Origin of the sequence: Enterococcus mundtii, assembly GCF_013394305.1 — a bacterium.
GTDB lineage: Bacteria > Bacillota > Bacilli > Lactobacillales > Enterococcaceae > Enterococcus_B > Enterococcus_B pernyi.
In genome coordinates, this window is sequence record NZ_AP019810.1 from 2,481,632 (window position 1) to 2,508,216 (window position 26,585).

A 26,585-nucleotide genomic window follows, 5' to 3' on the forward strand; every position below is an offset into this window, starting at 1 on the left:
TATAGATTTAATAAAATGTTTCTTAAGGAGGTTCAATGTGCCTATCTATAAAAAAATAACTTTTTTCAGTTCGATTTCGTTAGTGGTTCTTCTAGCAATCATTTTGTGTGTCGTGCTGCTCCCTCGAGTATTTGGGCTGACACCGCATATCATTGATGACCAAGCGATGGCATCGTCTTATGCAGAAGGAAGTCTGATCTATGTACAGAAAAGAAAGACAGATACGATTTTAGTTGGAGATGTGATCACCTACTATGAAAATTCAGGTAAACATATCGTGACAAGAAGGGTCGTTGCTATTGAAGATCAACACCAGTATTTTTACACGAAAGCTGATGGAAAAACGCAAATCGAAGTTGAAGCAGTACGAGATCGTAATATTATTGGCACGCCTATATTCAAGATCCCGTACATAGGGTTATTGTTCTCACGGCATGCGTTCAATTGGATGAAATGGGTATTCCTAGGAATCGCTGTGTGCTTGTCCTCCATTACAGCTTGGCATACTTACCTTGAACTGAAACAACGTCGAGAGAAAGAAACTGATTTTTTTTCTGACATGTAATAATCATATTTTTATTTACCAGCTTCTCCCTCTTGTCGAAAGATAGGTTTCTTCGTATAATGTTTGGAAGAGGAGGGGAAGTATGCGTAATGAAATGATGCATCGTCCCGTTGTAAAAGAAGAGTTATTGGATTTTATGCGGACAAAACAAAAACAGTTAACTGGAGAATTGGGGAAAGTTGAAGAGGAAGCACATGCGGCGGAAGTGCCGATCATTCCTCATGAGACGGTCGTCTTTTTGCAGTTTTTATTAGGACAGATCAAACCAAAAGAAGTACTTGAAATTGGAGCTGCGATTGGTTTTTCCTCTAGTCTGATGGCACAAGTCATTGGAAAAGAAGGTCATGTGACGACGATCGATCGCTTTGACGTGATGATCAGAAAAGCGAAAGCAACGTATGAGCGTTTAGAGATGACGGATCGAGTGACATTATTAGAAGGCCAAGCGGCTGATATTTTGCCAACATTGACAGGTCCGTATGACTTTATATTTATGGATAGTGCAAAATCAAAATATATCGAATTCTTGCCTGAATGCCTTCGTGTATTGAAAAAAGGCGGCGTCTTGATGGTTGATGATATTTTTCAAGGAGGGACGATTCTTCTGTCAGATGAAGAGATCCCAAGAGGAAAACGAGCGATCCATCGTAAATTGAATGAATTTCTACGCGTGGTTATGGAACATCCGGATTTGACCTCTACGTTGTTACCTTTGGGTGATGGTGTGATTTTGATCACGAAAGAGGCAGAAACAATCGACTTATAATTGCCAGATTTTTTAGTAAAGATTCAAAAGAATGCTAGCTAAGCTAAGCGAGTAGCTAAGTCAATTTCATTGATAGCAAGGCAGAAGTTGAAAGTAGGGAATCTATCCAATCAAGTTCTGCCTTACTATGTTGGACGAAACAGACTTTCATGTTCCATGATAAAATGACAAGTCGATCGTAGCAAAAAATTATAATATGAAAATCGTGGCTGTATTTTTACAGTAAAAACTGTAAGAAAAAAGTACGATAAAAATTTTTGTTTCATAAAATAACTATTTTGTATTGACATAAGCTTTCAATTTATCTATAATTATTTTTGTTCCGCTAAAGCTGTCATAGTAGCTCAGCTGGATAGAGCATCCGCCTTCTAAGCGGACGGTCGGGGGTTCGAATCCCTCCTGTGACGTAAAAAACCGTTAGAAACTTTTGTTTCTAGCGGTTTTTTTGTCTCTTGTGCTAAATAAGATTGATTCATCGCTGAACGTTGAAGGTGCTAGCTTGATCGGATAAAAAATCGATGGTTCAAATTCCAAAAAGTAAAATGATAAAAAGTAAAATCAAATCATATAAGATATGTGCAAGCATAGGGATCAATAAGTTTTGTGTTTTTAACCAGGCATAGAGAGAAGGGGCATGAGCCAAACCAATAACAAAAATACATTGATAGAGATTCCCATCGTATACGGCATAATGGCTGAGACCAAAAACCAATAGAGAAATCGTACTAGCGCCCCAAATAGAAAATTTAGTACGCATAAATGTAGAAAGTAAAAGAAAGATCAAAACAAAAATCGCAGCAATATAAAGTTCTTCTCCAATCAGGCTCACGCTAAGCTGTGATAAATATAGGATTATTTCACCAACGTTTAACCCTTCGTACTAATTATCTCCACCAGCATTTGCGGCCATGGTTTGATTCAGCAGCTTTCCAGTCAAGATAAAAATATCTGAAAGTAGTGAACCAAGAATAAGGATAAAAGCAATCCAACGCCAATCTTTCTTATTGATTTTTTTGAATAAAGTGTTTGTGTTGTTCCAACCAATCAGTATGATTAAAGCAAGCGCTCCCCCTATAGGTAAAAAGGTCCAATCTAACCTACCTGAGAAGATCGGATAAGATGTCATCATTCCCCAATCAGCAAAAATTAAAATAATGAGTGCTAAGAGTGACCGCCACAGATTGAGTTTGACAGTTTTAAACATTGCGAACATTAAATAACTCCTCCTATAAATAAAATCAACAAAGGGCGATTGTAACATTGAGATGGAATATCGAGAAATAATTTGCTGTCATTTTTAGCGTTTGATTAGAGACATCAATAAGTAGATAAAAATAGAATGAATACGAGTACTCAGTAAATTAGCCTTTTTTGACAATAGAATAATTTGCTTATCAAAAGGAAAAAAGGATCTTTTTAATCATTACCTATTTTTTTGAAGTTTTTTCATTTGGATCAATATAGGGAAAGTAGATATCTATGATAAAATAAAGTAACAACATCAACTGGACGATTAATAAGGACCGATGTTCCTTAGATCGAAAATCGAATGGGTTTATTTCAAGAGAGGATAAAGGGAAGCGCTTATGTTAATCACCAAAAAATGGATGGATCGTTTAACAGGTCCGTATCGATCATCAGGAATGTTTCGCTGTTTAGCGGAATCTCAGAGTTTGGACAGTATCAGTAGTAAAGTGATTTTATTGATCGATGAGACCAAAGTGACGATTTTATTTTTGAATTTTTTTAAAACGAAGGTTATTGATCATCTCACGTATGAGCGAACAGTGATCGAAGAGGAACAAGTAGCATTAGGTGGCGGATTATCCGTGGTCTGGCGTTTTTCCGCTGGCAGAAAGCACTGGCGGTTTCGTATTATGAAAAAAATCATCCCTTTAGGTGATGAACAAAGAGAATTTTTGATGCAACTTGAGTAATGATATCACTTACGAAAAAAAGAAGAACAAAAAAGAAGAACACTAGCAACGATATTGTCGTTGCATAGTCGTTCTTCTTTTTTATTAAAACCGTGTGATGATGTCATCTAAAATAGCAATCAATTCTTCTTTCTCCACGTTTAGATTTCCATTGATCCACTCAGTCAGGACACTAGTAGTGCCGGAAATAGAAAAAAGAATCTCTACTTTATTTTTGACATCTTTCATATCTAATTGTTCTTCGTCCATGACTCTTTTTATCAGGATCTGTGTAAGTTGGACAGAGAGTTCATCATCCATGAAATCATTAAAGAAAAAGTAAAAAACAGCTTTGTTCTCATCTACATGATTGACTAAAGTATGGACGAATCGGCGAAAGTCATATTGCTCTTTGTTGGGGTAAGTTTGATCGAAGATATCTGTCAGTGTACAAATCGATTCTTCAATGATTTTTGAACGCAAATCATAGATATCCTCATAGTGAGTATAAAACGTCCCTCTCCCGATATCTGCTTGTTGTGAAAGCTCCGCAATCGTGATTTTATTGATGGGTTTTTCTTTCGTTAAATCTAAAAAGGCTTGTTTGATTGCGTGCTTCGTTCTTTTGCTTCGACGATCCATTTGTATCTCCTTTTTTAGACAGTATCTTTCTAAGTGTTCATTATTGGACAGATGTTGAATCATTGCCTATAGGAAGTCACTTTTTAAGTAATTATAATAAAGTTACGTAAAGAAAGAAAGTTTTGTTTCAAAAGGAGTAGATGGATATGGAAAAATTAACGATTCGTTCAATTGATAGAAAAGACTTAAACAAAGCAAGTGAATTTGCAGCACAAGGGATGAATTTTTCGAGCTATACAGAAAATCCTATTGCACTTTATCTCTATCGTCAGTATGCACTTACAGGCGCATTGATGAAATCAACCGTCACATTAGGTGCGTATCTAGACGGTCAATTTGTCGGCTTTCTTTTTGCTCGCTTCGATGGGGAAACAAAAGTGCCTGTTGGATGGGGGAGACGCTTGTTTGTCAACGTAGCAGAAAAATTGATGGGATTGACCGGATATCGAGAGGCGATAGGAACTTATGACCAAGCCAATCAAACAATGTATCATGAATTTGCATCCACTCATCCAGAAGGCGAAGTCACTTATTTTGCTGTTGATCCCACATTGAAGGGTAAGCGGATTGGTTCACGCTTGTTAGAAGAAATAGAGAGACGTTATAAAAATAAGCGAATATTTCTCTATACAGACTCTAATTGCAACTACCAATTTTACTTAAAAAAAGGATTTACCATTTTTGGCCGCCAACCAGTCGATCTAGGTGGAGGAGAATCAATAACCTGTTACTTATTAAGCACGACCTTATGACTAAATAAAGACTACTGCTAGAGGTCGGGACAGAAATGTTTAGCCTTATTTCCGAAGAGGTTACTTCTGTTCCCGCCGTTTATTCAGTTTTATAATATGCAAAAGGAGTAATGTCCCCGTCACTTGTTTGTATTGTTACACTCTTGATTTTTGAGAGTAAGTTGCAGAAAAAAAAAAGCAGTTCCTTTATAATCAAGGAGAGATCGTTTTCGGTTGGTACTCATAGCAATGATCCAGCTAAAAAAAGACGGTCGATCGCCGATTTTAGAAAGGAAGAAAACAGATGACATTATTATCTCAAATTTTAGTTACACTTGTTGCCTTGGAATTTCTTTATATCATGTATATTGAAACTTTTGCGACGGAATCTGCAACAACTAGTCGAGTCTTCAACATGCCAAAGGAAGAATTAGGACGTCAGTCCGTACAGACTTTATTTAAGAATCAGGGGATCTATAATGGGTTACTTGGTGTGGCATTGGTGTACGGCGCTTATTTTTCAAATGCACCAAAAGAAATCACGGGGCTATTATTGATCTATATTTTGCTGGTGGCGGCTTATGGTAGCTTTACTAGTGATCGCTTGATCATCGTCAAACAAGGTGGGTTAGCAGCGATCGCACTCATTACGTTATTCTTTTAGGATATAAAAGAATAACTGCTGAAAAAAATTATGAAAGTTTGTGAAAAAACTTACTTTAATCAACAAAATATGCTATCCTGTAACGTGCATTTTATCAATTTTTTATGAAAATGGGGTAGTAGTGTTGTTAAAGAATTATATTGGTTTATTGAAAAAAGAATTTTCTGGTTATAATCTTTCAGTATTTCAAAAAGATTTATTGGCAGGTATTACAGTCGCGGCGGTTGCTTTGCCACTCGCTTTAGCTTTCGGTGTTTCAAGTGGAGCAGACGCAGCTGCTGGTCTGATCACTGCTGTAATTGCTGGTCTAGTCATTGGTGGTTTATCTGGTGGGTTCTATCAGATTTCTGGTCCTACTGGCGCGATGGCAGCAATCTTGATGTCGATTGCCGCAAAACAAGGAATGCAAGGCGTCTTACTGGCTACTTTTTTGGCTGGAGTTCTTTTACTCGCTGCGGGTGTCTTACGATTAGGAACGCTGACTTCATTTATCCCTGCACCTGTCATCACAGGGTTTACCTCTGGTATTGCAATCATTATTGCTTTAGGTCAGATCGATAATTTATTCGGTGTTCATTCAGAAGGGGCCAATGTGATGGAAAAATTGGCTAGTTATCAAAACTTAGGCTTTGAAATTTCCTTGCCAACGATTTTAATGGGAAGTTTGGTCATTATTGGGATGTTGGTCTATCCTAAAAAATGGGGGCAAAAGATCCCAAGCTCATTGTTGGCAATCATCCTCACAACTGCGTTGATGATGATCGTTGATTGGCCAATTGCGACCGTAGGGGAAATTCCCCAAACGTTGATCAGTAGTAACCGTTTGGTACTTGGTGATTTTAGTTTGTCAGCGATCCAAACAGTGATTGTACCAGCAATCAGCATTGCACTGTTAGGTATGATCGAAAGTTTGTTGTGTGGTGCTTCGGCAGGCCGAATGGCGAATCGTCAGTTAGATAGTAATCAGGAGTTGGTCGCACAAGGAATTGGTAATCTACTGTTACCATTTTTTGGTGGGATTCCAGCTACAGCAGCCATTGCTCGAACGAGTGTCGCAATTAAATCCGGTGCTCAAACAAGAGTAGCTGGAATGATCCATGCAATCGTATTGTTTCTATCCATGCTTATTTTTGCACCAATCATGTCGAACATTCCGATGCCAGCATTAGCAGGTGTATTGATCGTCACAGCTTGGCATATGAATGAATGGGAAACGATCAAAGAACTATTCGCTAAAAGATACTGGTCAGCGCTTCTTCTATTTTTCTTGACGATGGGGTGTACAGTGATTTTTGATCTAAGTATTGCAATCGTTATAGGAATTATTAGTGGGTGTGTATTTTTTATTGTTAAGAGTGCAGCCATCACGATCTCAGTGGAGGAAATCGACTGGCAGCGAATGAGCTTACCGGAAACGAAAAAGTTGGATAATTGGGCAGTTGTTTATATCAGTGGTCCTTTATTCTTCATGTCCGCCGAACGATTGAAAGCGACGTTAACAGAATTAGCAGATAAAGAAGGAATCATTTTTTCAATGCGCGGGGTGCCAAGTATTGATTTGACGGCGCAAAGTTTATTTGAAGAATTTCAAGAAAAAGCTGCTATGAAAGAACAAACGATTATTTACACCTCGTTACAACCAGAAGTGGAAAAGCAATTGCAACATCTTTGGGAAAAACAAAAGACAGAACAACATCTTACGGTGGCTCATGCGCTGACCTCTTTACACAAACAATATATGTTAGACAGTGAAATATAGTCAGTGGATTCGCTAAAAAAATTGTGGCTGCCGCCTGTTCTAAGGTAAAATAAGTTTATAGACGTTCGGGAGGTAGGAATGGATGAATATCAAACAAGTGAGTGAAGAAAAAGGAATCTCTGCGGATACGTTACGCTACTATGAACGAATCGGTTTGATCCCACCGGTGAACCGAACAAACGGAGGTATCCGAGATTATACGGAAGAAGATTTACGTTGGGTCGATTTCACCTTATGTATGCGTAGTGCAGGTTTATCGATTGAATCTTTGACTGAATATATTCGTTTATATAGCGCGGGTGATGAAACAATTCTTGCTCGTAGGGATCTTCTTATGGAAGAAAGTGAACAATTGGCAAAAAAAATTGCAGAGATGCAAGCTTGTCAGGAACGTCTCCAAAAGAAAATCGCGCGTTATAACCAAGATTTGGTCAAAGGAGATCCAATCTTAGCTTGATTTAGTCGCTAAAACCAAGAACCAACCAATCGATCATGATTTGAGAGACTGGTTGGTTCTTTTGTAGCCTTTACTTTTTTTCAACAAGTATTTTTCCAAGTTCTTGCCAATCTTCTAAAATCGTTTCTGTCAGTGTTCGATTATAAAAAATGGCCGCCGGGTGGAAGAGGGGAAGAACACGATACTGTTTAGTGGAAAATTGATAAGCATCATGCTGTGGATTCAACTCTAAGACTGGTCCGGTATACAGTTTCCCATGATTTTTTGAAATCGTATAGCCGTTACCTAATAAACGTTGTAGCCCAATATTGCCTAGCGTGGCAATCAAAGAGGGCTGTATATGTTGCAGTTCGTAATCTAAGATTGGTGCATGAGCAAAAACTTCCGTTTTACTGGGCGTTCGATTCGGATAAACGATCTCTGATTTTTTTGTCCGTCCATTAATGCGTTGGACGATTCGATAAGGACGGCTTCTGACAGCGCTAGTAATATACACTTCATCTCGAGATAAACCGACTGATTTTAGTGCGTTCATCAACTCTTTGCCAGCTTGGCCGCTAAATGGAATGTGATTTTCAATTTCTGTTTTACCAGGGGCTTCGCCAACTAACATCAATTTGGGTCGGATAGGACCTTGCCCAGCGACAAATCCTTCCACACGGTGTCCTTGAATACGCCGAGTTGCTTCGTCAATCAAATGTTTTGGGTAATCCATAGTATCAACTCCTATTCTTGTCCATTATAGAAAGAAATCGTTCAATTGACGAATGATTGGCAAAATAAAAAAGTTGTTGACTATTATAGTAGGATTTGTTATTCTAGTAATGTTGTAATTGTGGTCTCCACAGCTACAACCGCACAGAATGAGTTTGATTAAGTACAGGACACCCTGTCACTCTGGATGGCGAGTCTAAGTATGAAAATAAGGAGGTGCTTTAAAGCATGTACGCAATTATTAAAACAGGTGGTAAACAAGTAAAAGTTGAAGTTGGACAAACAATCTACATCGAAAAACTTGACGTTGAAGCAGGCGAAAAGGTTGTATTTGACGAAGTTATTCTAGTAGGTGGCGAAACTACGAAAGTAGGCGCTCCAACCGTTTCTGGTGCAACAGTTGAAGGTACAGTTGAAAAACACGGCAAACAAAAGAAAGTCGTTACTTTCAAATACAAACCTAAAAAACACTCACACCGTAAACAAGGTCACCGTCAACCATACACAAAAGTGGTTATCGACGCGATCAACGCTTAATCTGCGTTTGAGAAAGAAGGCCTAAACAATGATCAAAGGGACTTTTAAACGAAATGACGCTGGTCAAATCGTTTCATTTACTTTGACTGGGCACGCTGATGCCGGTCCTTACGGAAGTGATATCGTTTGTGCAGGTGTTTCTGCTTTAGCGATCAGCACTGTCAATGGGATTTCATCATTAGCTGGTTTTGAACCGATTGTTGACATGAATGAAGAAGAAGGCGGCTATTTGTACGTCGAAGTAATTTCACGATTGACACAAGAGCAAAACAATATTGCGGAAATCTTATTGGAGAATCTCCTATTAGGTTTACAATCGATCGAAGCTGAAAACCCAGAATATATCCAAACAAAAACAATTAATGATAAATAGGAGGTGCAGACCATGTTGTTAACAATGAATCTACAATTATTCGCCCACAAAAAAGGTGGCGGTTCTACATCTAACGGCCGTGACTCAGAATCAAAACGTCTAGGTGCAAAACGTGCTGACGGACAAACAGTTACAGGTGGATCAATTCTTTACCGCCAACGTGGAACAAAAATTTATCCAGGTGTGAACGTAGGTATTGGTGGAGATGACACTTTATTTGCTAAAGTTGACGGTGTTGTTCGTTTTGAACGTAAAGGCCGCGACAAAAAACAAGTGTCTGTTTATCCAGTAGCTCAAGAAGCTTAATGAACAGTTGGCTCTATTCCTTGCCTAGCGAGGGATAGAGTTTTTTCATTTTTTCTGAATCAATAATGATTTCCGGCTCAAACAGAGTCAGGCTTTTTTTGCGTTAGGAGAATGATTGGCTGTAAAAATAGTTGGTTTACTATTTTCGCTAGTTCTAACTGGAAAAAGATATCGCGCAAAGTAAAAAAGAGATAATCGTTATCTGTTATCTGAAAAAATAGTACACGTTTAGACTTGTCTAAATTGCTTAATAAATAAACAACGAATGTTCTTTTTTATTTTAAGCGTGTCTTGTTTTCTTTTTTGATATAAATAGTTGACGAATAGTGATTAAATCAATAGTATTAGGTTTTAAGGACAAGAGAAGAGGGGCGAAAATATTGGCAAAACGAATTGACCGAATTTATACGTATGTCAAAGAAAAGACCGCTCATTTATCTATAGATGAAAACGATCAAGGTGTAACGACCCAAGAGATCGCGGAAGTTTTGGGTATTCAACGTACCAATAGTAGTAAAGATCTCAACAAATTAGTACGTGAAGGAAAACTAAAGAAAATGGATGGTCGTCCAGTTCGGTATGTCTATCAAGAAAGACCGACCATTGAGAAACCATTATCCAAATATGTACCTAGTTATAAAGAAGAATTGACTCACGTGAAAAAAACGAGTCTTCAAGTAGATACGAAAGATATTTTTGCCAAAATCATTGGCGCCAATGGTAGTATGAAAAATTCAGTGGAACAAGCAAAAGCTGCCATTTTGTATCCTCCCAGAGGGTTGAACTGTTTGATCACTGGTCCGACTGGTTCTGGAAAGACTTATTTTGCTCATGCGATGTTTCATTTTGCTAAAACCAACCATGTGGTGGAAGAAGACACAGAGTTGATCGTCTTTAACTGTGCGGACTATGCTAACAACCCTGAATTACTGATGAGTCATCTTTTCGGGTATGTCAAAGGTGCGTTTACAGGTGCGGAAGAAGAAAAAATGGGAATCATAGATCAAGCGGATGGCGGGATGCTTTTTTTGGATGAAATTCATCGACTCCCACCCGAAGGACAAGAAATGATTTTTTACTTTATGGACCATGGTACCTATAGTCGATTGGGCGAAACAACGAAATCTCATGAAGCGAATGTTCGAATCGTCGGTGCAACGACTGAAGATCCAGGTTCGGCATTACTTGAGACATTTGTACGCCGTATCCCGATCAATATCAAGTTGCCTGCTTTTGACCGACGTCCAGCGAATGAAAAAATCGATTTAGTCAAAATCATGATCGCTCACGAAGCGAATCGTACGCAAAGAAAAATTTCTTTAACAGAAGATGTTGTGAAAGCGCTAATAGGCAGTGTTACTTATGGAAACATTGGACAGTTGAAGTCGAATATCCAATTGGTATGTGCGCGAGGATTTCTAAACCACATGAACAAACCTGAAATATCGATCACGATCGATGATTTAACTGAAGGGATTCGAAGTGGTTTGATCCAACTAGCAAGTAATCGAAAAGAAATGGCAGAGTTATCCAAGATACTTGATCCTAAAATCACCGTTTTTCCAAACGATGATGTGATGCAGTTACAGGCAGACTCCTATGAGTTGCCTTATAATCTTTATGACATTATTGGTGATAAAGCTGCTTTGCTCAAGTCAGATGGCTTGGACCAAGAAGCAATCAATCACTTTATCTCAACAGATATCAATATCCATTTAAAGTCATTCTATAAAGATCACGGTTTTTCATTTAATGCAGATAATAAGTTGGCGGAATTTGTTGACCCTAAAATTATTGAAGTAACGAATCAGATTTATCTCATGGTGAAGCAATCTTTACCATATGAGTTTCAACAAAATTTTATTTATGCGATGAGTCTGCATATCAGCTCTTTTCTAAAACGAATCCATTTAGGAGAAGAGCGGCATACAAATGATAATATCCGAGAAATGGCCATTGATTTTCCTGAGGAATACGCACTGGCGAAAGAAGTACGGAAACATATCGAAATGTATTTCCAAGTGGAGATCCCAGAAAGTGAAGATTACTATTTGACTGTATTACTTGTTTCATTACGAGCCAATCAAGCAAGTGGTCGGATCGGGGTCGTTGTGGCTGCACATGGCAATAGTACCGCAAGCAGTATGGTGCAAGTGGTTCAACAGTTGCTAGATGCGGATAACGTCCGGGCAGTGGATATGCCACTAGACATGGACCCTAAAACTGCTTTAAGTCGGATTGAGCGTAGTGTGCAAGAAGTAGATGAGGGGAGTGGAACGATTCTTCTGGTGGACATGGGTTCGCTTGCGTCCTTCAATGCTCAGATACAGCAAGATACGGGTATCCCTGTCCGAACAGTCGATATGGTCACGACTTCTTTAGTTTTAGAAACAGTACGTAAAGTGTCGGTGCTGGGAACAGATCTTGACTTGCTTTATGAATCCTTGAAGAATTTCCGAGGGTATGCTGAAGTCTCAAGTGGAAATGTTGCAGAAGCGGACGACAAACAACGAAAGGCGGTAGTGGCGATCTGTGCCTCAGGAGAGGGAACAGCACAACGAATCAAATCATTGATCGAGCGTGCAGTCAGTAAAAGACAAGAAGCTCAATTGGAAGTAATTGCTTTGTCCATCGTTGATTTGAAAACTAAGCTACCAAAGATCCAAAAAAATTATCAAATCATTGCGACGACTGGGATTACGGACCCACATATCGATGCACCATTCATTCCTTTGGAAAGATTTATTGATCAAAACATTGAGGTGATTTTAGATCAATTACTGTTAGAGTCAGAGTTAGATGAAACCGAAGATGTTTTATTAAATGAAGAAACAGCCAAAAGTACATGTGTGTCATTTATCGCAGATAATTTTACATTTATCAATGGAGAAAAGTTAATCGATCCTCTCTGGAAATTTGCAGATGGGTTAATGGATTCAGCAAGCATTGATGTAAAAGAATACGGATTTATGATCAACCTTGTTCTACATGCGGCGGGAATGATTGAGCGTGTCATCTTAAATGAACCGCTCTCTTTAGAAAATCAAGATAATCGTTCGATTAAAAACGATCCGCTCTATGTTAAAATTGTTGAGCCACTAAATGATTTAGAAGAAAAGATCAAAGTGAAGTTTCCGTTAGAAGAAGTGTATTATCTATTGAAAATGATCACTAACCATTTGGAGAAAAAAGAATACACTAATGAAGATATACACAAAAACGATACACTAAAATAGTGTATCGTTTTTGTGTATTGTATAAGAAACCATTAAATAAAGTAGTGTATCTTTAAAAAGTTGGCACGGTTCTTGCTTTTAATAAAGTGTGCTTAACGGAAATGCTTCCGACAGAAGTGGGAAGATGTTTTGAGTAGTGATTTAATAAAAAGGAGATTTACGAATGGATATTCGATTAGCACGTATAGATGATCGTTTGATCCATGGGCAAGTTGCAACTGTCTGGTCTAAATTGACTGGCGTTGAACGTATCATCGTCATAAGTGACGTAGTAGCGAAAGACAAGTTAAGAAAGTTTCTTTTAAAAGAAGCTGCTCCACCAGGGATCATGGCAAATGTCATCACTGTTGAAAAGATGATCCAGATCTTTGAGAGTGGACTCTTAGCGCGAACGAAAGTGATGCTTTTATTTACTAATCCTAAAGACGTTGAGAAAATTGTCCGAAGTGGTATCCGAATTGATTCTCTAAATATCGGGGGAATGAGTTTTTCTGAAGGGAAGACCATGATCACAAATTTTGTGTCCGTCGATCAACGAGATATCGAAGCCTTTCATTTTTTGGATGGTCAAGGTGTGGAGTTGGAGATTCGGAAGGTACCCGCTGATCGGAAAATCTTTTTAATGGAATTGCTGGCCAAAGCCAAGAAAGCATAAAATTGTTGTTGCGTAACGGTCAAATGTATCTGTTGTAAAAGGCAAGCACTTATTTTTATTTTTGATTTTGTTACAACAAAAAGAAGTAGGAGGTATAAATATGGTAGGGATTATCCTAGCAAGTCATGGGCAATTTGCTGAAGGAATCTTACAGTCGGGTTCAATGATCTTTGGCGAACAAGAAAATGTCAAAGCTGTTGTTTTACAACCGAGTGAAGGTCCAGATGACTTGAGAGCCAAATTAGAAGAAGCAGTCGCTTCCTTCGATAACCAAGACGAAGTCTTATTCTTAGTTGATTTATGGGGCGGAACACCGTTCAATCAATCAAACACATTATTTGAAGAACACAAAGATAAGTGGGCAATCGTAAGTGGTTTGAACTTGCCTATGCTGATCGAAGCATATGCTTCACGTTTTTCAATGGAATCAGCACATGAAATTGCTGCTCATATCATTGAAACAGCAAAAGAAGGCGTGAAAGTCAAACCGGAAGAATTAGAACCAGTAGTAGAAACAAAAGCTGCGGCACAAGAAGCTGCACCTTCAGGAACACCTGGTAAGTTCACTTATGTTTTAGCACGTATTGATTCACGTTTGTTGCATGGACAAGTAGCAACTGCTTGGACAAAAACAACAAATCCAACACGGATCATCGTTGTATCTGATGCTGTAGCAAAAGATGAGTTACGTAAAAAATTGATCCAACAAGCTGCACCTCCTGGTGTAAAAGCACACGTTGTACCAGTTGAACAAATGATCAAACTTGCAAAAGATGATCAACACTTTGGCGGACAACGCGCATTGCTATTGTTTGAAAATCCTCAAGATGTCGTGCGTGCAGTTGAAGGTGGCGTACCATTAGAAACAGTGAACGTCGGATCAATGGCACATTCTCCAGGTAAAGTACAACCGAACAAAGTACTTGCTTTCAGTCAAGACGATATTGATTCATTCAATAAATTGAAAGAATCTGGCGTGAAATTCGATGTACGTAAAGTACCGAATGACTCTAAAGGAAACATGGATGAAATTTTGAAAAAAGCGCAAGAAGAACTAAAAAATCGTGCTTAATTAATTATCAGAAAAAATGGAGGATTACTATCATGGATTTAAATATTATTCAAGTGATCTTAGTCATCATCGTTGCATTTTTAGCTGGTATGGAAGGAATTCTTGATGAATTTCAATTCCATCAACCAGTTGTTGCATGTACGTTGATCGGCTTAGTAACTGGAAATCTAGTTCCTTGTCTTATCTTAGGTGGTACATTACAAATGATCGCTTTAGGTTGGGCAAATATCGGTGCCGCTGTCGCTCCCGATGCTGCATTAGCATCTGTTGCATCTGCAATTATTTTAGTTTTAGGTGGTCAAGGTTCAGCCGGCGTTTCTTCAGCAATCGCGATTGCTGTGCCACTTGCTGTTGCTGGTTTATTATTAACAATCATTTGTCGTACGATTGCGACAGCGTTTGTTCATTTGATGGATGCTGCTGCAAAAGATGGTAACTTTAGAAAAGTTGAATTATGGCATATTGTTGCAATTTGTATGCAAGGTGTTCGTATTGCGATCCCTGCTGGTTTGATCTTAGCTATTGGTGAAGGTCCAGTAAGAAGCTTGCTTGAATCTATGCCTGTTTGGTTGACAGACGGTTTAGCTATCGGTGGTGGAATGGTCGTTGCCGTAGGTTACGCAATGGTTATCAACATGATGGCTACAAAAGAAGTATGGCCATTCTTTGCAATCGGTTTTGTATTGGCAACTGTATCAGAAATCACTCTTATCGGTCTAGGCGCAATCGGTGTTGCTTTAGCTCTTATTTACTTGGCACTTTCTAAACAAGGTGGTTCAGGTAACGGCGGAAGCTCAAACACTGGTGACCCACTAGGCGATATCATCGATAACTATTAAAGGAGGCGTTCACGAAATGGCAGAAGAAAGAATTCAATTATCTAAAAAAGATCGTATTTCTGTTTGGTTGCGTTCGACTTTCCTTCAAGGATCATGGAACTACGAACGTATGCAAAATGGTGGTTGGGCATTCTCAATGATCCCAGCGATCAAAAAATTATATAAAACAAAAGAAGACCGTGCGGCTGCGTTGACTCGTCATTTAGAGTTCTTCAACACTCACCCATATGTTGCTTCACCAATTCTAGGGGTGACTCTTGCACTGGAAGAAGAACGTGCAAATGGCGCACCTGTTGATGATGTTGCGATTCAAGGGGTTAAGGTTGGTATGATGGGACCTTTAGCTGGTATCGGTGATCCAGTCTTCTGGTTTACAGTAAGACCAATCCTTGGAGCTCTAGCTGCTTCTCTAGCGATGGCTGGAAATATCTTAGGCCCAATCATTTATTTCGTAGCTTGGAATATCATCCGTATGGCATTTATGTGGTATACACAAGAATTCGGCTATAAAGCGGGTTCTAAAATCACAGAAGATTTATCTGGTGGTTTGTTGCAAGACATCACTAAAGGTGCTTCGATCTTAGGTATGTTCATCTTAGGTTCATTAGTTAACCGTTGGGTATCAATCGGCTTTGCGCCAGTAGTATCAAGCGTTAAACTTGACGAAGGTGCTTACATTGATTGGAGTAGTTTACCTGCAGGTGCAGAAGGTATCAAGAGTGCGTTGGAACAACAAGCAGCTGGACTTTCTCTATCTGACTACAAAGTAACAACATTACAAGACAACTTAGACAGCTTGATCCCTGGATTAGCTGCGTTGTTACTAACATTGTTCTGTATGTGGTTATTGAAGAAAAAAGTTTCACCAATCGTTATCATTCTTGGATTATTCGTAGTGGGTATTGTTTTCCACTTGATCGGATTAATGTAATCTAAGGCAATAAAAGACTAAATAAGCTGTGACAGAAATCAATCATTGATTTTTGTTGCAGCTTTTTTCATAGAATGCGACGAGACTTTACTTCAGCTTTCTTCTGATCGAATGGTGGACGATTGTGGAGAACCGTTTATTGGAGACAGTATCTATGCTCGAAAAGGTATACTATTTATGATAAGATGTCTTTGATATAGAAGTAAAAAACGTGAAATTAAAAGGATGGCTAAGCTGAACGAATAGCCAAATCATTGAAACGGTACGACTTCTAAGTACTGTAACTTTAGATTGATTAGAAATGGAGTGCTTGAAATGGTACAATCCCTGAATACAAAAGTTGACTTAACGATGAATGCGACATCTTATCTAGGTGTGGCAGAATATGGGAAGATCATGATTGGTGATAAAGGTTTTGAATTTTACAATGATCGTGATGCGCGGAAATTCGTCCAGATCCCATGGGAAGAGGTAGATGTCGTGATTGCCTCTGTGATGTTCAAAGGAAAATGGATTCCACGTTTTGCGATTCGCACAAAGAAAAACGGAACTTATTCATTTTCTGCAAAGCATCCCAAGGAAGTTTTGCGAGCAGTCCGTAAGTATGTTGATCCAAGTCACATGGTTCGCTCTTTAAGTTTGATCGACGTAGTCAAGCGAGGCATGATCGGTATTTTCAAGCGTAAATGATTTGTAGTTAGCCCTCATCGTTTGCCTGCTATTTATTTCTTATGATAAAATTAAAGAGTAAAGAGGGAGGTTATACGATGAGTTGGTTATGGACATTGATTGTTGGTGCAATCATTGGAGCGATTGCTGGAGCAATCACAAGTAAAGGAAATTCAATGGGATGCATCACAAATATTATTGCTGGTTTGATTGGTTCAACGATCGGTCAAGCGATTTTTGGCAACTGGGGACCAAGCGCTGCTGGTATGGCACTTATTCCATCTATTTTAGGGGCAGTGATCTTAGTTGCAGTTGTCTCATTTTTCTTTGGTAAAAGATCTTAGAAATGAAAGTCTAAAGCGTTTTGACTTGAGGGAAAAGCTCAAGCCAAAACGCTTTGTTCGTTTCTATTGAAGGAATTTATCTTTCCTATGCCTTTAAAAAAGAAAGTTTGCTATAATGATAAAAAGAGTGCAAAGAAAGAAGGAATTTACACATGATGTTACGAGTAGAAAAGTTACGCAAAAAAATGCGAGAAGCGAATCTAGATTCATTTTTAGTGACAAGTCCTTACAATCTCCGCTATTTGACTAATTTTACAGGAACGACTGGGTTAGCGGTCATCACATTAGAGAAAGCCTTCTTTATTACGGACTTCCGTTATACAGAACAAGCAGCTGCGCAAGCGCAAGGTTTTGAGATCATCAAAAATGTCGCGCCGATTTTTGAGGAAGTCGCTGATTTGACTCGAAAAGAAGGATTGAAGAATCTAGCATTTGAAGAACGTACAGTTTCATTTTTAGAGTATTCAGTATTGGAAGAATTACTGGATGCAGAGTTGATCCCAGTTTCTGACATGATCGAAGAATTACGGGAAGTAAAAGATGAAGATGAATTAGTGATCATTGAAAAAGCTTGTAGCATCGCTGATATGGCTTATGATCATATCCTTAAAATGATCCAACCAGGGATGACAGAGATCGAGGTCGCGAATCAATTAGATTTCTATATGCGTTCACTAGGTGCATCAGGTGTGTCTTTTGAAACCATCGTGGCAAGTGGTGTTCGTTCAGCAATGCCACACGGAGTGGCTAGCCAAAAGATCATTGAACAAGGTGATATGATCACGATCGATTTTGGTTGCTATTATGAAGGATACGTTTCTGACATGACACGTACGTTTGCAGTCGGCGATCCTGGAGAACAATTGAAAGAAATCTATCAAATCGTTTTAGATGCCCAATTGGCAGTTCTAGAAGCAGCGAAACCTGGAGTGACAGGTATCCAACTGGATGCAGTAGCAAGAGACTACATCAGCAAATACGGCTATGGAGAAGCATTTGGCCACTCCACTGGACATGGTATCGGCTTAGAGATCCATGAAGGTCCTAATGTATCTGCGCGAGCAGAGAAACCATTTGTTGTGGGCAATGTCATTACGGATGAACCAGGAATCTACTTACCAGGAATCGGTGGCGTCCGGATCGAAGATGACTTATTGATCACTGCTGAAGGAAACCGGGTATTGACTCACTCACCAAAAGAATTGATCATTTTGTGATAATCAGCGTTTTTCAATAAATGTAAATGTCAAAACTCAGACTTTGTTATAGAAAATGGGCTCATTTAATGATACACTATAAGAGAAATCAAGCGATTGTAAACGGCGCGTTTTTTCACGCATGACTGATTTACAGGCGACAGTTTTCCTAGGTACATGACTTCGCTTTTTGAAGTGAAAGATGTATGTAGGCAAAAGGAGGAATAAATAAAAATGGCAGACGAAAAAAACTTAGTCTTACATGCTAATCAAGATTTAGGAGAAATCGTGATTGCACCAGAAGTGATCGAAGTCATTATCGGTATTGCAGCTTCTAAAGTCGAAGGGGTCTACGGAATGCGTGGGACTTTTGCTAGCAATGTCACAGAATTGCTAGGTCGCGCAGCGCATGGTAAAGGTGTATATTTAGTCAATGACGAAGAAGGTTTGAAAGTTGACTTATATTGTTATTTAGAATATGGCGTATCAGTACCAAAAGTAGCGATGGAAATGCAGGATCGTGTTCACCAAGAAGTACTTTTCATGACCGACATTGCATTAGCTGAAGTCAATATCCATGTCGTAGCAGTTGTACCAGAAAAATTGGAACAACCAGCAATCGATGAACTTTTTGAGGACGAAGAGGAAGAAAATGAATAAAGAGTTATCAAGACACGAGATCCGCGAGATGGCATTACAGGCATTGTTCCCATTAGATTTTAACACTGATCTGACAAAAGAAGATGCAATTTTCAATGCGATCGAGTTGGACCATCAAGAGATGATCAATGAAGAGCAATCAGAATTTGTTCCAGTATATCTAGACACACTAGTTGGTGGCGTCTGTGCAAAAAAAGCATCGTTAGACACGATCATCGAAAAGCATTTAAAAAATAATTGGCGGATCAACCGCATTTCCAAAATGGATCTGATTATTTTAAGAATCGCAATTTTCGAAATGATGTACGTGGATGACGTGCCTGCAACTGTTGCATTGAATGAAGCAATCGAGTTAGCTAAAACATTCAGTGACGACCGTTCACGTAAGTTTGTAAATGGTATGTTATCGAATGTGTTAAAAGAATTAGAAGCTGGGGCGTAAGTCCTAGCTTTTTTCTATGATAGTTAGTAAATCTGGTTATGTTACAAGTGGTTTATATGGTAGAATGAAAGCAAAAATATCTGGGAGTGATCGTATGTCAGAATTGATGAATGGAAAAGAATTAGCAGAAAAAATGCAAGCAGAACTTGCGTTAAAAGTAAAAGAGCTTAACGAACGACAGATCAATCCCGGATTAGTTGTTTTATTAGTTGGAGAAAATCCAGCAAGTCAAGTCTATGTTCGTAACAAAGAACGAGTTGCGAATCAATTAGGTATTTATTCAAAAGTAGAGCGTTATAGTCAAAAAATCTCCGAAGATGAGCTTCTAAATGAAATTGAAAAATATAACAATGATCCACGCTTCCATGGGATCCTTGTGCAGTTGCCTTTACCAAAACATATTGATGAAGAGAAAGTGTTATTAGCAATCGATCCTAAAAAAGATGTTGATGGTTTCCATCCATTTAATCTAGGACGTCTATTTGCAGGGAATCCTGATAAGATTCCTTGTACGCCTTATGGGATCATGAAGATGTTTGAAGCATATGATATTGATTTGACTGGCAAGCGTGCAGTAGTGATCGGTCGCAGTAATATTGTCGGTAAACCCATGGCGCAACTTTTGTTGATGGCTGATGCGACAGTCACCATTGCTCATTCAAAAACGAAAGACCTTCCAGCGTTAACACGTGAAGCAGATATACTCGTAGTAGCGATCGGGCGTGGCCATTTTGTAACAAAAGACTTCGTCAAACCAGGTGCGGTAGTTGTCGATGTGGGGATGAATCGGGATGAGGATGGAAAACTGATCGGTGATGTCAAATTCGATGAAGTCGCTCCTCTTGCAAGCTATATCACGCCTGTCCCTAAGGGAGTAGGTCCAATGACGATCACGATGTTGATGGCACAAACGGTCCAATCAGCTGAAGCAGAGCGAGGAGAGTTATGACGCAAGAATATTTAACAGTTACCACCTTAACCAAATATTTGAAACGAAAATTTGAAGCAGATCCATATCTGGAAAGAGTTTATCTAACTGGCGAAATCTCGAATTTCCGTATGCGAGCGAATGCGCATCAATATTTCAGTTTAAAAGATGATCATGCAAAAATCTCTGCGATCATGTTCAAAGGTGCTTTCCAAAAGTTACGTTTTCAACCAAAAGAGGGCATGAAAGTGTTGGTGATCGGTCGGATCTCCCTTTACGAGGCCAGCGGTTCTTATCAAATTTACGTGGAACATATGGAACCTGATGGCGTCGGTGCGTTATATCAAGAGCTAGAAGAACGAAAAGAGAAATTGATGAAAGAAGGTCTATTTGCTGGACCTAAAAAGGCATTGCCGAGATTTCCAAAACGCATCGCCGTTTTAACAAGTCCTAGTGGTGCGGTCATTCGTGATATTATCACGACGGTCAAACGCCGTTACCCAATCGCGCAACTTGTTTTGTTCCCAACTGTTGTGCAAGGAAACCAAGCAGCAGATGATGTCGTCCGCAATATCCAACGCGTTGAAGCGTTAGGAAATTTCGATACAATGATCATCGGACGTGGTGGTGGGTCGATCGAGGATCTTTGGCCTTTCAATGAAGAACGGGTGGCTCGTGCGATTTATCAAGCAAAAACACCGAGCATCTCTTCTGTCGGTCATGAGACAGATACGACGATTGCTGACTTAGTGGCTGATGTTCGAGCAGCGACACCGACGGCAGCAGCTGAGCTGGCTGTTCCAGTATTATCGGAAGAGTTGATGCGGATCAAGGAAAGACAAGCCCGCTTAGAGCAAGGGTTTTTACGCCAAATCCAACGAAAACAAGAGCGGTTTGCCCGCTCAAGACAATCCTATGTCTTTCGCCAACCTGAACGACTTTATGAGGGACAAACGATCAAGCTAGATCAATTGCGGCAACGCTTGTATCAAGCAACGCAACAAATTTACCATGCGAAAGAAAAACAAACCATGACCTTAAGTCATCAGTTGCAACAAGTTGCACCAATTTATCGAGTGAAATCAGCCAAGCAAGAAACAAGCTACTTAGAAAAACGACTAGAAGAAAAAATGTACCAATATATGCAACAACAGCAACAAAAGTTTCAACAGACGGTTCAATCACTTGATTTACTTAGTCCTTTAAAAATCATGGGTAGAGGGTATAGCTACACCACGTTGCATGATCAGGTGGCAAAAAGTGTCGATGAGATCCAAGTCGGTGATGAGTTAGTCATTCATTATGCAGATGGACAGGTCAAAGGCAAAGTGGAACAGATCAAAAAGGAGACAGAATAAGATGGCAAATCCAACATTTGAAGAATCATTGCAAGAATTAGAAAAAATCGTCATGCAATTAGAGCAAGGAGACGTTCCATTAGAATCAGCGTTAGATGCGTTCAAAAGAGGAATGGAATTAAGTAAGCAATGTCAAGATACTCTTTCTAAAGCAGAAGAAACCCTTACAAAAATGATGACTGAGACGAATGAAGAGATCACTTTTGACGAGAAAGAGGGGACACAATGAAACTAACCGATTTTTCTGCGACTCACCTTCCTTTGGTAGAAGAAGAAATGGTTTCTTTCATTACGGAATATACTTCGGATGTATGCTTGAAAGAAAGTATGATCTATTCGATCCATGCAGGAGGAAAAAGAATCCGCCCACTTGCTTTATTAGCAACCGTGGCTTCTTTTGATGCCAAGATCGATGCTTCAGCTTATCAAGTAGCAGCAGCATTAGAGATGATCCATACGTATTCATTGATCCATGATGATCTTCCAGCAATGGATAACGATGACTTGCGTCGAGGAAAACCAACCAACCATAAAGTCTATGGGGAGGCAATCGCAATTTTAGCAGGGGATGGATTATTGACGGGTGCCTTCCAGTTGATCAGCATGACCCACTTAGCGAACTCACCAAAATTGTTATTATTGCAACAATTGGCTGTTAGTGCTGGGACACAAGGCATGGTTGCAGGCCAAGCGGCAGATATCCAAGGGGAAACGAAAGATTTGGCGCTAGAAGAACTAGCATTGATCCATGAACGAAAGACTGGACGTTTGATACGTTATGCTTTGCTAGCAGGTGGGATTTTAGCAGAACAACCAGAAGAAGTTTTGGTACAATTACAACAAATTGCCGCTCATCTTGGGTTAGCTTTTCAGATCCGTGATGATTTATTGGATGTGACTAGTACGACAGAAGCATTAGGGAAAACAGCTGGCAAGGATGAACGAGCGGATAAAAATACGTATCCACGTTTATTAGGGATCGAGCAGACAAGAGCTGCGTTGCAACGAGAAATCCATTCCGCCAATAGGATTATTGCCGAGTTAGAACAAGAAGTTTGTTCATTTGATGGAGAGATTCTTCGTCAGTTGGTCAAACGATTTGATGAGAAGTGAGGAAGAGGATGGAAAAAGAACGAGTAGATGTATTAGCCGTCAAACAAGGGCTATTTGAAACAAGGGAACAAGCAAAACGTTCCGTGATGGCAGGGTTGATCTATAATGAAAAAAATGAACGTTTTGATAAACCAGGAGAAAAAATCCCCGTTAGTAGTGAATTAAAAGTCAAAGGGAAAAAATTGCCGTATGTTTCTCGTGGTGGGTTGAAACTAGAAAAAGCATTAAAACAATTTGATCTAACAGTCAAAGATAAAGTATTGCTTGATATTGGGGCATCCACGGGAGGGTTTACCGATGCTGCCTTACAAAATGGAGCAAAAATGAGCTATGCCTTAGATGTAGGCTACAATCAGTTAGCATGGAAAATCAGACAAGATCCAAAAGTGGTCGTGATGGAACGTGTTAACTTTCGTTATGCAAAACCTGAAGACTTTGATCAAGGTGTACCAGAAGTCGCTGTCATTGATGTATCATTCATCTCTTTGAAGCTGATGCTACCGCCATTACATGCAATTTTGAAGCCAGAGGGTGAAGTAATTGCATTGATCAAACCACAATTTGAAGCAGGTAGAGAAGCGGTCGGTAAAAATGGCATTGTTCGAGAAGCAACAACCCATCAACAAGTCATCGAACAAATTTTGACGTTTGCCACAGAGCAAGGGTTTGATGTATTAGATCTAAGTTACTCTCCTATTACAGGTGGAGAAGGAAATATTGAATTTTTAGCGCACTTAAAAAAAGTATCAGATAAAGGAACAATCTATGCGAACGTTGATCCAGCTCACATCGTTGAAATGGCTCATGAACAATTCACGCATAAGCGGTAGTCTGGAAATTGACAAAAAAGACTATGAGTTCTTCTTTATTAAGCGCTTAAAATAAGCTATCATTGAAAGAAGAAGGATTGGTGAAGGAGCGGATTGAGCATGAGAAAAAAAGATCGACATCGTTTGATTACTCGATTACTAAATGAACAAGATATACGTAAACAAGAAGAATTTGTTGAAATATTAAAAAATAAAGGGATTTCTGTTACACAAGCAACGATCTCAAGAGATATCAAAGAGCTTAAATTGATCAAAGTTCCCGCAGTTGATGGTGGCTATCGCTATAGTCTGCCTGCTGAAACAAGTGAAGATGTGAGCACAAAGCTAGAAAAACTATTGAAGGACGCATTTGTAGCAGTTGACCAGATGGAAAAATTTGTTATTTTAAAGACTTTGCCGGGCAATGCTTCTGCAGCTGCAAATTTAATCGATAAACGTTACAAAAAAGAATTATTCTCGATTATCAACGATGATGACAATGTGTTGATGATCACACGATTGGAAGAAGATGCTGTTCAATTAAAGAAAGATTTTCTGCATTACCTTTAATCTAAGGAGTGATTGCAATGCTACAAGAAATCAGTATCACCAATTTTGCGATTATTCCTGAATTGCGTTTGTCGTTTCATGAAGGAATGACAGCATTAACAGGAGAAACCGGAGCCGGTAAGTCAATTATTATTGATGCTTTGGGCTTATTAGCAGGTGGTCGCGGATCAAGTGATTATATTCGTCAAGGTGCCGATAAATGTATTCTGGAAGGGTTGTTTGAATGGCCTAAACAAGAAGGTTTTGAAGCTTTGATGAAAGAGTTAGGGATTGAGTCCGATGGTTCAAATCTGATCGTCCGTCGAGATATGTCTTTAGCAGGTAAGAATGTTTGTCGAGTGAATGGACATATCGTGACATTAGCGAATTTGCGACGCGTAGGTAGTTATTTAGTGGATATCCAAGGTCAAAATGAACATCAGGAACTATTACAACCTGAATCACATCTTGTGTTACTTGATCGTTTTGGAGACTCGACATTCCAACAGAAAAAAAGAGCGTACCAAGAAGCCTATCAAGCGTATCGTGAACTTGAAAGAAAAGTACGTAAGATCCAACAAAACGAAAAAAACTATGTCCAACGTATCGATATGTTGAATTTCCAACAAGAAGAAATCGCAGCCGCCCAATTAGAAGTTGGTGAAGAAGAAAAACTTCGAGAAGAGCGCGATAAATTAAGTAATTATCAAAAAATCGTCGATGGTTTAGCTACTGCTTATGGGGCGCTCAGTGAAGGTGAACAAAGTAGTCTTGATGGGGTGGGAATGGCTGTTTCCGAGATCCAAAGTATTGCCCACCTTGATTCAGAGTATGAAGCAATTTTTGATAATATCCAGAGTGCCTATTATTTATTGCAAGATGCAGTAGGGGACATGAGCAGGCAAATCGATCTGCTTGAACTGGATGAGAATCGTTTGGAAGAAGTGACGCAACGCATGGAAACGATTCGCCAATTGAAGCGTAAATATGGCGATTCAGTTGAAGCTATCTTAGCCTACTATGAAGAAATCACAGAAGAATTGGATTCATCTGATTTTACAGAAGGTCAACTTGATAAAATGAAGAATGAACTGACTCAAAAAGAAGAGTGGGCGTTTCAATGTGCAGAAGAACTCCATCAAGCAAGAAAAGCGATCGCCAGTGACTTAGAACAGTCGATTCTGCGTGAATTAAAGAGTCTTTATATGGAAAACACCGAATTTGAAGTTCGTTTTTCAACGCAAGCAAATGGACGCTTAGATGAGCAAGGTTTTGATATTGTCGAATTTTATATCACGACAAATCCTGGAGAACCATTGAAGCCACTAGTCAAGGTAGCATCAGGTGGGGAATTGTCACGAGTATTACTTGCTCTGAAAACCATTTTTTCTTCGGAACAAGGTGTGACTAGTATCATTTTTGACGAAGTTGATACTGGTGTTAGTGGCAGAGTGGCACAAGCCATTGCGGATAAAATATTGAAAATATCCAAATATTCCCAAGTACTTTGTATCACGCATCTTCCTCAAGTGGCGGCGGTAGCGGATTATCAATATTACATTGTAAAAGAAGTCGTCGGCGGAAGAACACAAACATCCGTCGCCGAATTAGCTGCAGCTGAAAGAGAAAATGAAATCGCACGAATGTTAGCGGGAAGTGAAATCACGCCTTTAACGATCGAACACGCCAAAGAGTTGTTACGTTTGGCGAAAAAATAAATAAAAAATAAAAATCACCCTTTGCCTACATTGGCTAGGGTGATTTTATTTTGCTTTTTAGGGAATAGAGGTAAAAAAACAGTTGAAATCTTTCCCGACAGAAAAAGTAATTAGTTATTTTTATATTGTATTTTATTATATTTTTTTTTTGATTTTGAGAATGAAATTTGTAAATCCAAAAGCTGTCGATAGTCAATCAATAGTTAATTCGCTTACAAAGTCCTATCATTTTTTAATCATAAAAATTTTTTTTAATGACAAAAAGATAAAATCAGTAGTAATGTTTTCCCAGATTTTGATTATGTTTGAAAAAAAGCACTACACATAAATTAGTTTAAACGTATGATTATTGAAAATAATTCTTTTTTGAACGCTAAGAACAGATACTTGAGGTTAGTAGGAAAAGGATGTCATAAATAGTCTAAAGTATTTCTGTAAATAAACAAGAAATATTATCTCTGTAACTACTACGGATAAAAGATAGGTTTGTAAGAATGTAATAGATTAGTAAATGAATAACACGAATATTCTTAGATCAATAAAAGCTATCATTGATTCGCTTAAAGTATTGTATTAAAAGTATCGTCATATCGTCTATGTAAATGATTCGTTTCCGCTGGTGATTTATTTGTTATA

At 38.9% G+C, this 26,585-nt stretch carries 31 protein-coding genes, 1 tRNA gene and 1 other annotated feature; of the genes, 28 read left to right on the plus strand and 4 right to left on the minus strand.

Annotated elements, in window-relative coordinates; genetic code table 11:
* Window positions 1-37 precede the first annotated feature (37 nt).
* The 3 genes from HZ311_RS11925 (at window position 38) to HZ311_RS11935 (ending at window position 1,738) form a co-directional block, all read left to right on the plus strand.
* Complete coding sequence (locus HZ311_RS11925; RefSeq protein WP_023519280.1) at window positions 38-565, plus strand: signal peptidase I; 528 nt, start codon at window positions 38-40, stop codon at window positions 563-565.
* An 82-nt stretch (window positions 566-647) separates the two neighbouring features.
* Window positions 648-1,331, plus strand: coding sequence for an O-methyltransferase (locus HZ311_RS11930; protein ID WP_010736023.1), 684 nt, complete (start codon window positions 648-650; stop codon window positions 1,329-1,331).
* 333 nt (window positions 1,332-1,664) lie between these two features.
* Window positions 1,665-1,738: transfer RNA gene (locus tag HZ311_RS11935), tRNA-Arg, on the plus strand.
* A gap of 116 nt (window positions 1,739-1,854) precedes the next feature.
* Here the strand turns inward: HZ311_RS11935 and HZ311_RS11940 are convergent.
* Together HZ311_RS11940 and HZ311_RS11945 are read right to left on the minus strand one after the other, a co-directional pair.
* The gene (locus HZ311_RS11940) at window positions 1,855-2,187 is read right to left on the minus strand and encodes a CPBP family glutamic-type intramembrane protease (protein ID WP_080637939.1); all 333 of its coding nucleotides are present in this window, start codon (window positions 2,185-2,187) and stop codon (window positions 1,855-1,857) included.
* 24 nt (window positions 2,188-2,211) lie between these two features.
* Entirely contained in the window at window positions 2,212-2,544 is a 333-nt protein-coding gene (locus tag HZ311_RS11945) for a hypothetical protein (RefSeq protein WP_010736021.1), read from the minus strand.
* A 373-nt stretch (window positions 2,545-2,917) separates the two neighbouring features.
* Here HZ311_RS11945 and HZ311_RS11950 point away from each other — a divergent pair, with 373 nt between their 5' ends.
* The gene (locus HZ311_RS11950) at window positions 2,918-3,268 is read left to right on the plus strand and encodes a hypothetical protein (RefSeq protein ID WP_010736020.1); all 351 of its coding nucleotides are present in this window, start codon (window positions 2,918-2,920) and stop codon (window positions 3,266-3,268) included.
* Window positions 3,269-3,352: 84 nt separating this feature from the next.
* Here HZ311_RS11950 and HZ311_RS11955 read toward each other — a convergent pair whose 3' ends face one another.
* Complete coding sequence (locus HZ311_RS11955; protein ID WP_023519342.1) at window positions 3,353-3,889, minus strand: TetR/AcrR family transcriptional regulator; 537 nt, start codon at window positions 3,887-3,889, stop codon at window positions 3,353-3,355.
* 146 nt (window positions 3,890-4,035) lie between these two features.
* Between HZ311_RS11955 and HZ311_RS11960 the strand changes: the two genes are divergently transcribed.
* The 4 genes from HZ311_RS11960 (at window position 4,036) to HZ311_RS11975 (ending at window position 7,500) form a co-directional block, all read left to right on the plus strand.
* On the plus strand, window positions 4,036-4,641 hold the full coding sequence (locus HZ311_RS11960; RefSeq protein WP_010736018.1) for a GNAT family N-acetyltransferase: 606 nt from the start codon (window positions 4,036-4,038) through the stop codon (window positions 4,639-4,641).
* A 283-nt stretch (window positions 4,642-4,924) separates the two neighbouring features.
* Window positions 4,925-5,284: a DUF1304 domain-containing protein gene (locus HZ311_RS11965; protein ID WP_010736017.1), complete on the plus strand. Its 360-nt coding sequence runs from the start codon at window positions 4,925-4,927 to the stop codon at window positions 5,282-5,284.
* 124 nt (window positions 5,285-5,408) lie between these two features.
* Complete coding sequence (locus HZ311_RS11970; protein WP_023519344.1) at window positions 5,409-7,043, plus strand: SulP family inorganic anion transporter; 1,635 nt, start codon at window positions 5,409-5,411, stop codon at window positions 7,041-7,043.
* Window positions 7,044-7,125: 82 nt separating this feature from the next.
* Window positions 7,126-7,500: a MerR family transcriptional regulator gene (locus HZ311_RS11975; RefSeq protein WP_010736015.1), complete on the plus strand. Its 375-nt coding sequence runs from the start codon at window positions 7,126-7,128 to the stop codon at window positions 7,498-7,500.
* A gap of 70 nt (window positions 7,501-7,570) precedes the next feature.
* On the opposite strand, the gene HZ311_RS11980 is transcribed toward HZ311_RS11975, so the two are convergent.
* Entirely contained in the window at window positions 7,571-8,215 is a 645-nt protein-coding gene (locus tag HZ311_RS11980) for a uracil-DNA glycosylase (protein WP_010736014.1), read from the minus strand.
* Window positions 8,216-8,342: 127 nt separating this feature from the next.
* Window positions 8,343-8,422: a sequence feature (ribosomal protein L21 leader region), on the plus strand.
* 20 nt (window positions 8,423-8,442) lie between these two features.
* Here HZ311_RS11980 and rplU point away from each other — a divergent pair.
* The 20 genes from rplU to recN all read left to right on the plus strand — a co-directional run bounded on the left by rplU (window position 8,443) and on the right by recN (window position 25,949).
* On the plus strand, window positions 8,443-8,751 hold the full coding sequence (rplU, locus tag HZ311_RS11985; protein ID WP_019723824.1) for a 50S ribosomal protein L21: 309 nt from the start codon (window positions 8,443-8,445) through the stop codon (window positions 8,749-8,751).
* A gap of 28 nt (window positions 8,752-8,779) precedes the next feature.
* On the plus strand, window positions 8,780-9,124 hold the full coding sequence (locus HZ311_RS11990; RefSeq protein WP_010736012.1) for a ribosomal-processing cysteine protease Prp: 345 nt from the start codon (window positions 8,780-8,782) through the stop codon (window positions 9,122-9,124).
* A 12-nt stretch (window positions 9,125-9,136) separates the two neighbouring features.
* Entirely contained in the window at window positions 9,137-9,430 is a 294-nt protein-coding gene (gene rpmA / locus HZ311_RS11995) for a 50S ribosomal protein L27 (protein ID WP_010736011.1), read from the plus strand.
* A gap of 380 nt (window positions 9,431-9,810) precedes the next feature.
* Complete coding sequence (locus tag HZ311_RS12000; protein ID WP_010736010.1) at window positions 9,811-12,666, plus strand: sigma-54-dependent transcriptional regulator; 2,856 nt, start codon at window positions 9,811-9,813, stop codon at window positions 12,664-12,666.
* A 163-nt stretch (window positions 12,667-12,829) separates the two neighbouring features.
* Window positions 12,830-13,321: a mannose/fructose/sorbose PTS transporter subunit IIB gene (locus HZ311_RS12005; RefSeq protein WP_010736009.1), complete on the plus strand. Its 492-nt coding sequence runs from the start codon at window positions 12,830-12,832 to the stop codon at window positions 13,319-13,321.
* A 100-nt stretch (window positions 13,322-13,421) separates the two neighbouring features.
* On the plus strand, window positions 13,422-14,393 hold the full coding sequence (locus HZ311_RS12010) for a mannose/fructose/sorbose PTS transporter subunit IIA (RefSeq protein WP_010736008.1): 972 nt from the start codon (window positions 13,422-13,424) through the stop codon (window positions 14,391-14,393).
* Between the two features lie 32 nt (window positions 14,394-14,425).
* On the plus strand, window positions 14,426-15,232 hold the full coding sequence (locus tag HZ311_RS12015) for a PTS mannose/fructose/sorbose transporter subunit IIC (protein WP_010736007.1): 807 nt from the start codon (window positions 14,426-14,428) through the stop codon (window positions 15,230-15,232).
* 16 nt (window positions 15,233-15,248) lie between these two features.
* Window positions 15,249-16,163 carry a PTS system mannose/fructose/sorbose family transporter subunit IID gene (locus HZ311_RS12020; RefSeq protein WP_019724014.1) on the plus strand — a complete coding sequence of 305 codons (915 nt, stop codon included), beginning with the start codon at window positions 15,249-15,251 and terminating at the stop codon, window positions 16,161-16,163.
* 315 nt (window positions 16,164-16,478) lie between these two features.
* Complete coding sequence (locus tag HZ311_RS12025; protein ID WP_010736005.1) at window positions 16,479-16,853, plus strand: DUF956 family protein; 375 nt, start codon at window positions 16,479-16,481, stop codon at window positions 16,851-16,853.
* Between the two features lie 77 nt (window positions 16,854-16,930).
* On the plus strand, window positions 16,931-17,176 hold the full coding sequence (locus tag HZ311_RS12030; protein ID WP_010736004.1) for a GlsB/YeaQ/YmgE family stress response membrane protein: 246 nt from the start codon (window positions 16,931-16,933) through the stop codon (window positions 17,174-17,176).
* A gap of 152 nt (window positions 17,177-17,328) precedes the next feature.
* Window positions 17,329-18,393, plus strand: coding sequence for a M24 family metallopeptidase (locus HZ311_RS12035; RefSeq protein ID WP_010736003.1), 1,065 nt, complete (start codon window positions 17,329-17,331; stop codon window positions 18,391-18,393).
* A gap of 213 nt (window positions 18,394-18,606) precedes the next feature.
* Complete coding sequence (locus tag HZ311_RS12040; RefSeq protein WP_010736002.1) at window positions 18,607-19,032, plus strand: Asp23/Gls24 family envelope stress response protein; 426 nt, start codon at window positions 18,607-18,609, stop codon at window positions 19,030-19,032.
* Window positions 19,025-19,474: a transcription antitermination factor NusB gene (gene nusB / locus HZ311_RS12045; RefSeq protein WP_010736001.1), complete on the plus strand. Its 450-nt coding sequence runs from the start codon at window positions 19,025-19,027 to the stop codon at window positions 19,472-19,474. Before HZ311_RS12040 ends, nusB begins: the two co-directional genes overlap by 8 nt.
* A gap of 94 nt (window positions 19,475-19,568) precedes the next feature.
* The gene (locus tag HZ311_RS12050; protein ID WP_010736000.1) at window positions 19,569-20,423 is read left to right on the plus strand and encodes a bifunctional methylenetetrahydrofolate dehydrogenase/methenyltetrahydrofolate cyclohydrolase; all 855 of its coding nucleotides are present in this window, start codon (window positions 19,569-19,571) and stop codon (window positions 20,421-20,423) included.
* Window positions 20,420-21,760 (plus strand): exodeoxyribonuclease VII large subunit, encoded by a 1,341-nt coding sequence (gene xseA / locus HZ311_RS12055; protein WP_010735999.1) that lies wholly within the window; start codon window positions 20,420-20,422, stop codon window positions 21,758-21,760. The genes HZ311_RS12050 and xseA overlap by 4 nt, the downstream gene beginning before the upstream one ends.
* Window position 21,761: 1 nt before the next feature.
* Window positions 21,762-21,989: an exodeoxyribonuclease VII small subunit gene (locus HZ311_RS12060; RefSeq protein WP_010735998.1), complete on the plus strand. Its 228-nt coding sequence runs from the start codon at window positions 21,762-21,764 to the stop codon at window positions 21,987-21,989.
* Window positions 21,986-22,873 (plus strand): polyprenyl synthetase family protein, encoded by an 888-nt coding sequence (locus HZ311_RS12065; RefSeq protein ID WP_023519346.1) that lies wholly within the window; start codon window positions 21,986-21,988, stop codon window positions 22,871-22,873. The genes HZ311_RS12060 and HZ311_RS12065 overlap by 4 nt, the downstream gene beginning before the upstream one ends.
* An 8-nt stretch (window positions 22,874-22,881) precedes the next feature.
* Complete coding sequence (locus HZ311_RS12070; RefSeq protein WP_010735996.1) at window positions 22,882-23,703, plus strand: TlyA family RNA methyltransferase; 822 nt, start codon at window positions 22,882-22,884, stop codon at window positions 23,701-23,703.
* A gap of 99 nt (window positions 23,704-23,802) precedes the next feature.
* Window positions 23,803-24,252 (plus strand): arginine repressor, encoded by a 450-nt coding sequence (locus HZ311_RS12075; protein WP_010735995.1) that lies wholly within the window; start codon window positions 23,803-23,805, stop codon window positions 24,250-24,252.
* A gap of 17 nt (window positions 24,253-24,269) precedes the next feature.
* Window positions 24,270-25,949, plus strand: a complete 1,680-nt coding sequence (gene recN / locus HZ311_RS12080) for a DNA repair protein RecN (protein ID WP_178946723.1) — start codon at window positions 24,270-24,272, stop codon at window positions 25,947-25,949.
* Window positions 25,950-26,585 lie beyond the last annotated feature (636 nt).

Excerpts from the sequence above, each read along its gene's own strand:
- HZ311_RS11930 (WP_010736023.1), top strand. The coding sequence starts at position 648 with ATGCGTAATGAAATGATGCATCGTCCCGTTGTAAAAGAAGAGTTATTG.
- HZ311_RS11945 (WP_010736021.1), bottom strand. The coding sequence starts at position 2,544 with ATGTTCGCAATGTTTAAAACTGTCAAACTCAATCTGTGGCGGTCACTC.
- HZ311_RS11950 (WP_010736020.1), top strand. The coding sequence starts at position 2,918 with ATGTTAATCACCAAAAAATGGATGGATCGTTTAACAGGTCCGTATCGA.
- HZ311_RS11955 (WP_023519342.1), bottom strand. The coding sequence starts at position 3,889 with ATGGATCGTCGAAGCAAAAGAACGAAGCACGCAATCAAACAAGCCTTT.
- HZ311_RS11960 (WP_010736018.1), top strand. The coding sequence starts at position 4,036 with ATGGAAAAATTAACGATTCGTTCAATTGATAGAAAAGACTTAAACAAA.
- HZ311_RS11965 (WP_010736017.1), top strand. The coding sequence starts at position 4,925 with ATGACATTATTATCTCAAATTTTAGTTACACTTGTTGCCTTGGAATTT.
- HZ311_RS11975 (WP_010736015.1), top strand. The coding sequence starts at position 7,126 with ATGAATATCAAACAAGTGAGTGAAGAAAAAGGAATCTCTGCGGATACG.
- HZ311_RS11980 (WP_010736014.1), bottom strand. The coding sequence starts at position 8,215 with ATGGATTACCCAAAACATTTGATTGACGAAGCAACTCGGCGTATTCAA.
- rplU (WP_019723824.1), top strand. The coding sequence starts at position 8,443 with ATGTACGCAATTATTAAAACAGGTGGTAAACAAGTAAAAGTTGAAGTT.
- HZ311_RS11990 (WP_010736012.1), top strand. The coding sequence starts at position 8,780 with ATGATCAAAGGGACTTTTAAACGAAATGACGCTGGTCAAATCGTTTCA.
- rpmA (WP_010736011.1), top strand. The coding sequence starts at position 9,137 with ATGTTGTTAACAATGAATCTACAATTATTCGCCCACAAAAAAGGTGGC.
- HZ311_RS12005 (WP_010736009.1), top strand. The coding sequence starts at position 12,830 with ATGGATATTCGATTAGCACGTATAGATGATCGTTTGATCCATGGGCAA.
- HZ311_RS12010 (WP_010736008.1), top strand. The coding sequence starts at position 13,422 with ATGGTAGGGATTATCCTAGCAAGTCATGGGCAATTTGCTGAAGGAATC.
- HZ311_RS12015 (WP_010736007.1), top strand. The coding sequence starts at position 14,426 with ATGGATTTAAATATTATTCAAGTGATCTTAGTCATCATCGTTGCATTT.
- HZ311_RS12020 (WP_019724014.1), top strand. The coding sequence starts at position 15,249 with ATGGCAGAAGAAAGAATTCAATTATCTAAAAAAGATCGTATTTCTGTT.
- HZ311_RS12025 (WP_010736005.1), top strand. The coding sequence starts at position 16,479 with ATGGTACAATCCCTGAATACAAAAGTTGACTTAACGATGAATGCGACA.
- HZ311_RS12030 (WP_010736004.1), top strand. The coding sequence starts at position 16,931 with ATGAGTTGGTTATGGACATTGATTGTTGGTGCAATCATTGGAGCGATT.
- HZ311_RS12035 (WP_010736003.1), top strand. The coding sequence starts at position 17,329 with ATGATGTTACGAGTAGAAAAGTTACGCAAAAAAATGCGAGAAGCGAAT.
- HZ311_RS12040 (WP_010736002.1), top strand. The coding sequence starts at position 18,607 with ATGGCAGACGAAAAAAACTTAGTCTTACATGCTAATCAAGATTTAGGA.
- nusB (WP_010736001.1), top strand. The coding sequence starts at position 19,025 with ATGAATAAAGAGTTATCAAGACACGAGATCCGCGAGATGGCATTACAG.
- HZ311_RS12050 (WP_010736000.1), top strand. The coding sequence starts at position 19,569 with ATGTCAGAATTGATGAATGGAAAAGAATTAGCAGAAAAAATGCAAGCA.
- xseA (WP_010735999.1), top strand. The coding sequence starts at position 20,420 with ATGACGCAAGAATATTTAACAGTTACCACCTTAACCAAATATTTGAAA.
- HZ311_RS12060 (WP_010735998.1), top strand. The coding sequence starts at position 21,762 with ATGGCAAATCCAACATTTGAAGAATCATTGCAAGAATTAGAAAAAATC.
- HZ311_RS12065 (WP_023519346.1), top strand. The coding sequence starts at position 21,986 with ATGAAACTAACCGATTTTTCTGCGACTCACCTTCCTTTGGTAGAAGAA.
- HZ311_RS12070 (WP_010735996.1), top strand. The coding sequence starts at position 22,882 with ATGGAAAAAGAACGAGTAGATGTATTAGCCGTCAAACAAGGGCTATTT.
- HZ311_RS12075 (WP_010735995.1), top strand. The coding sequence starts at position 23,803 with ATGAGAAAAAAAGATCGACATCGTTTGATTACTCGATTACTAAATGAA.
- recN (WP_178946723.1), top strand. The coding sequence starts at position 24,270 with ATGCTACAAGAAATCAGTATCACCAATTTTGCGATTATTCCTGAATTG.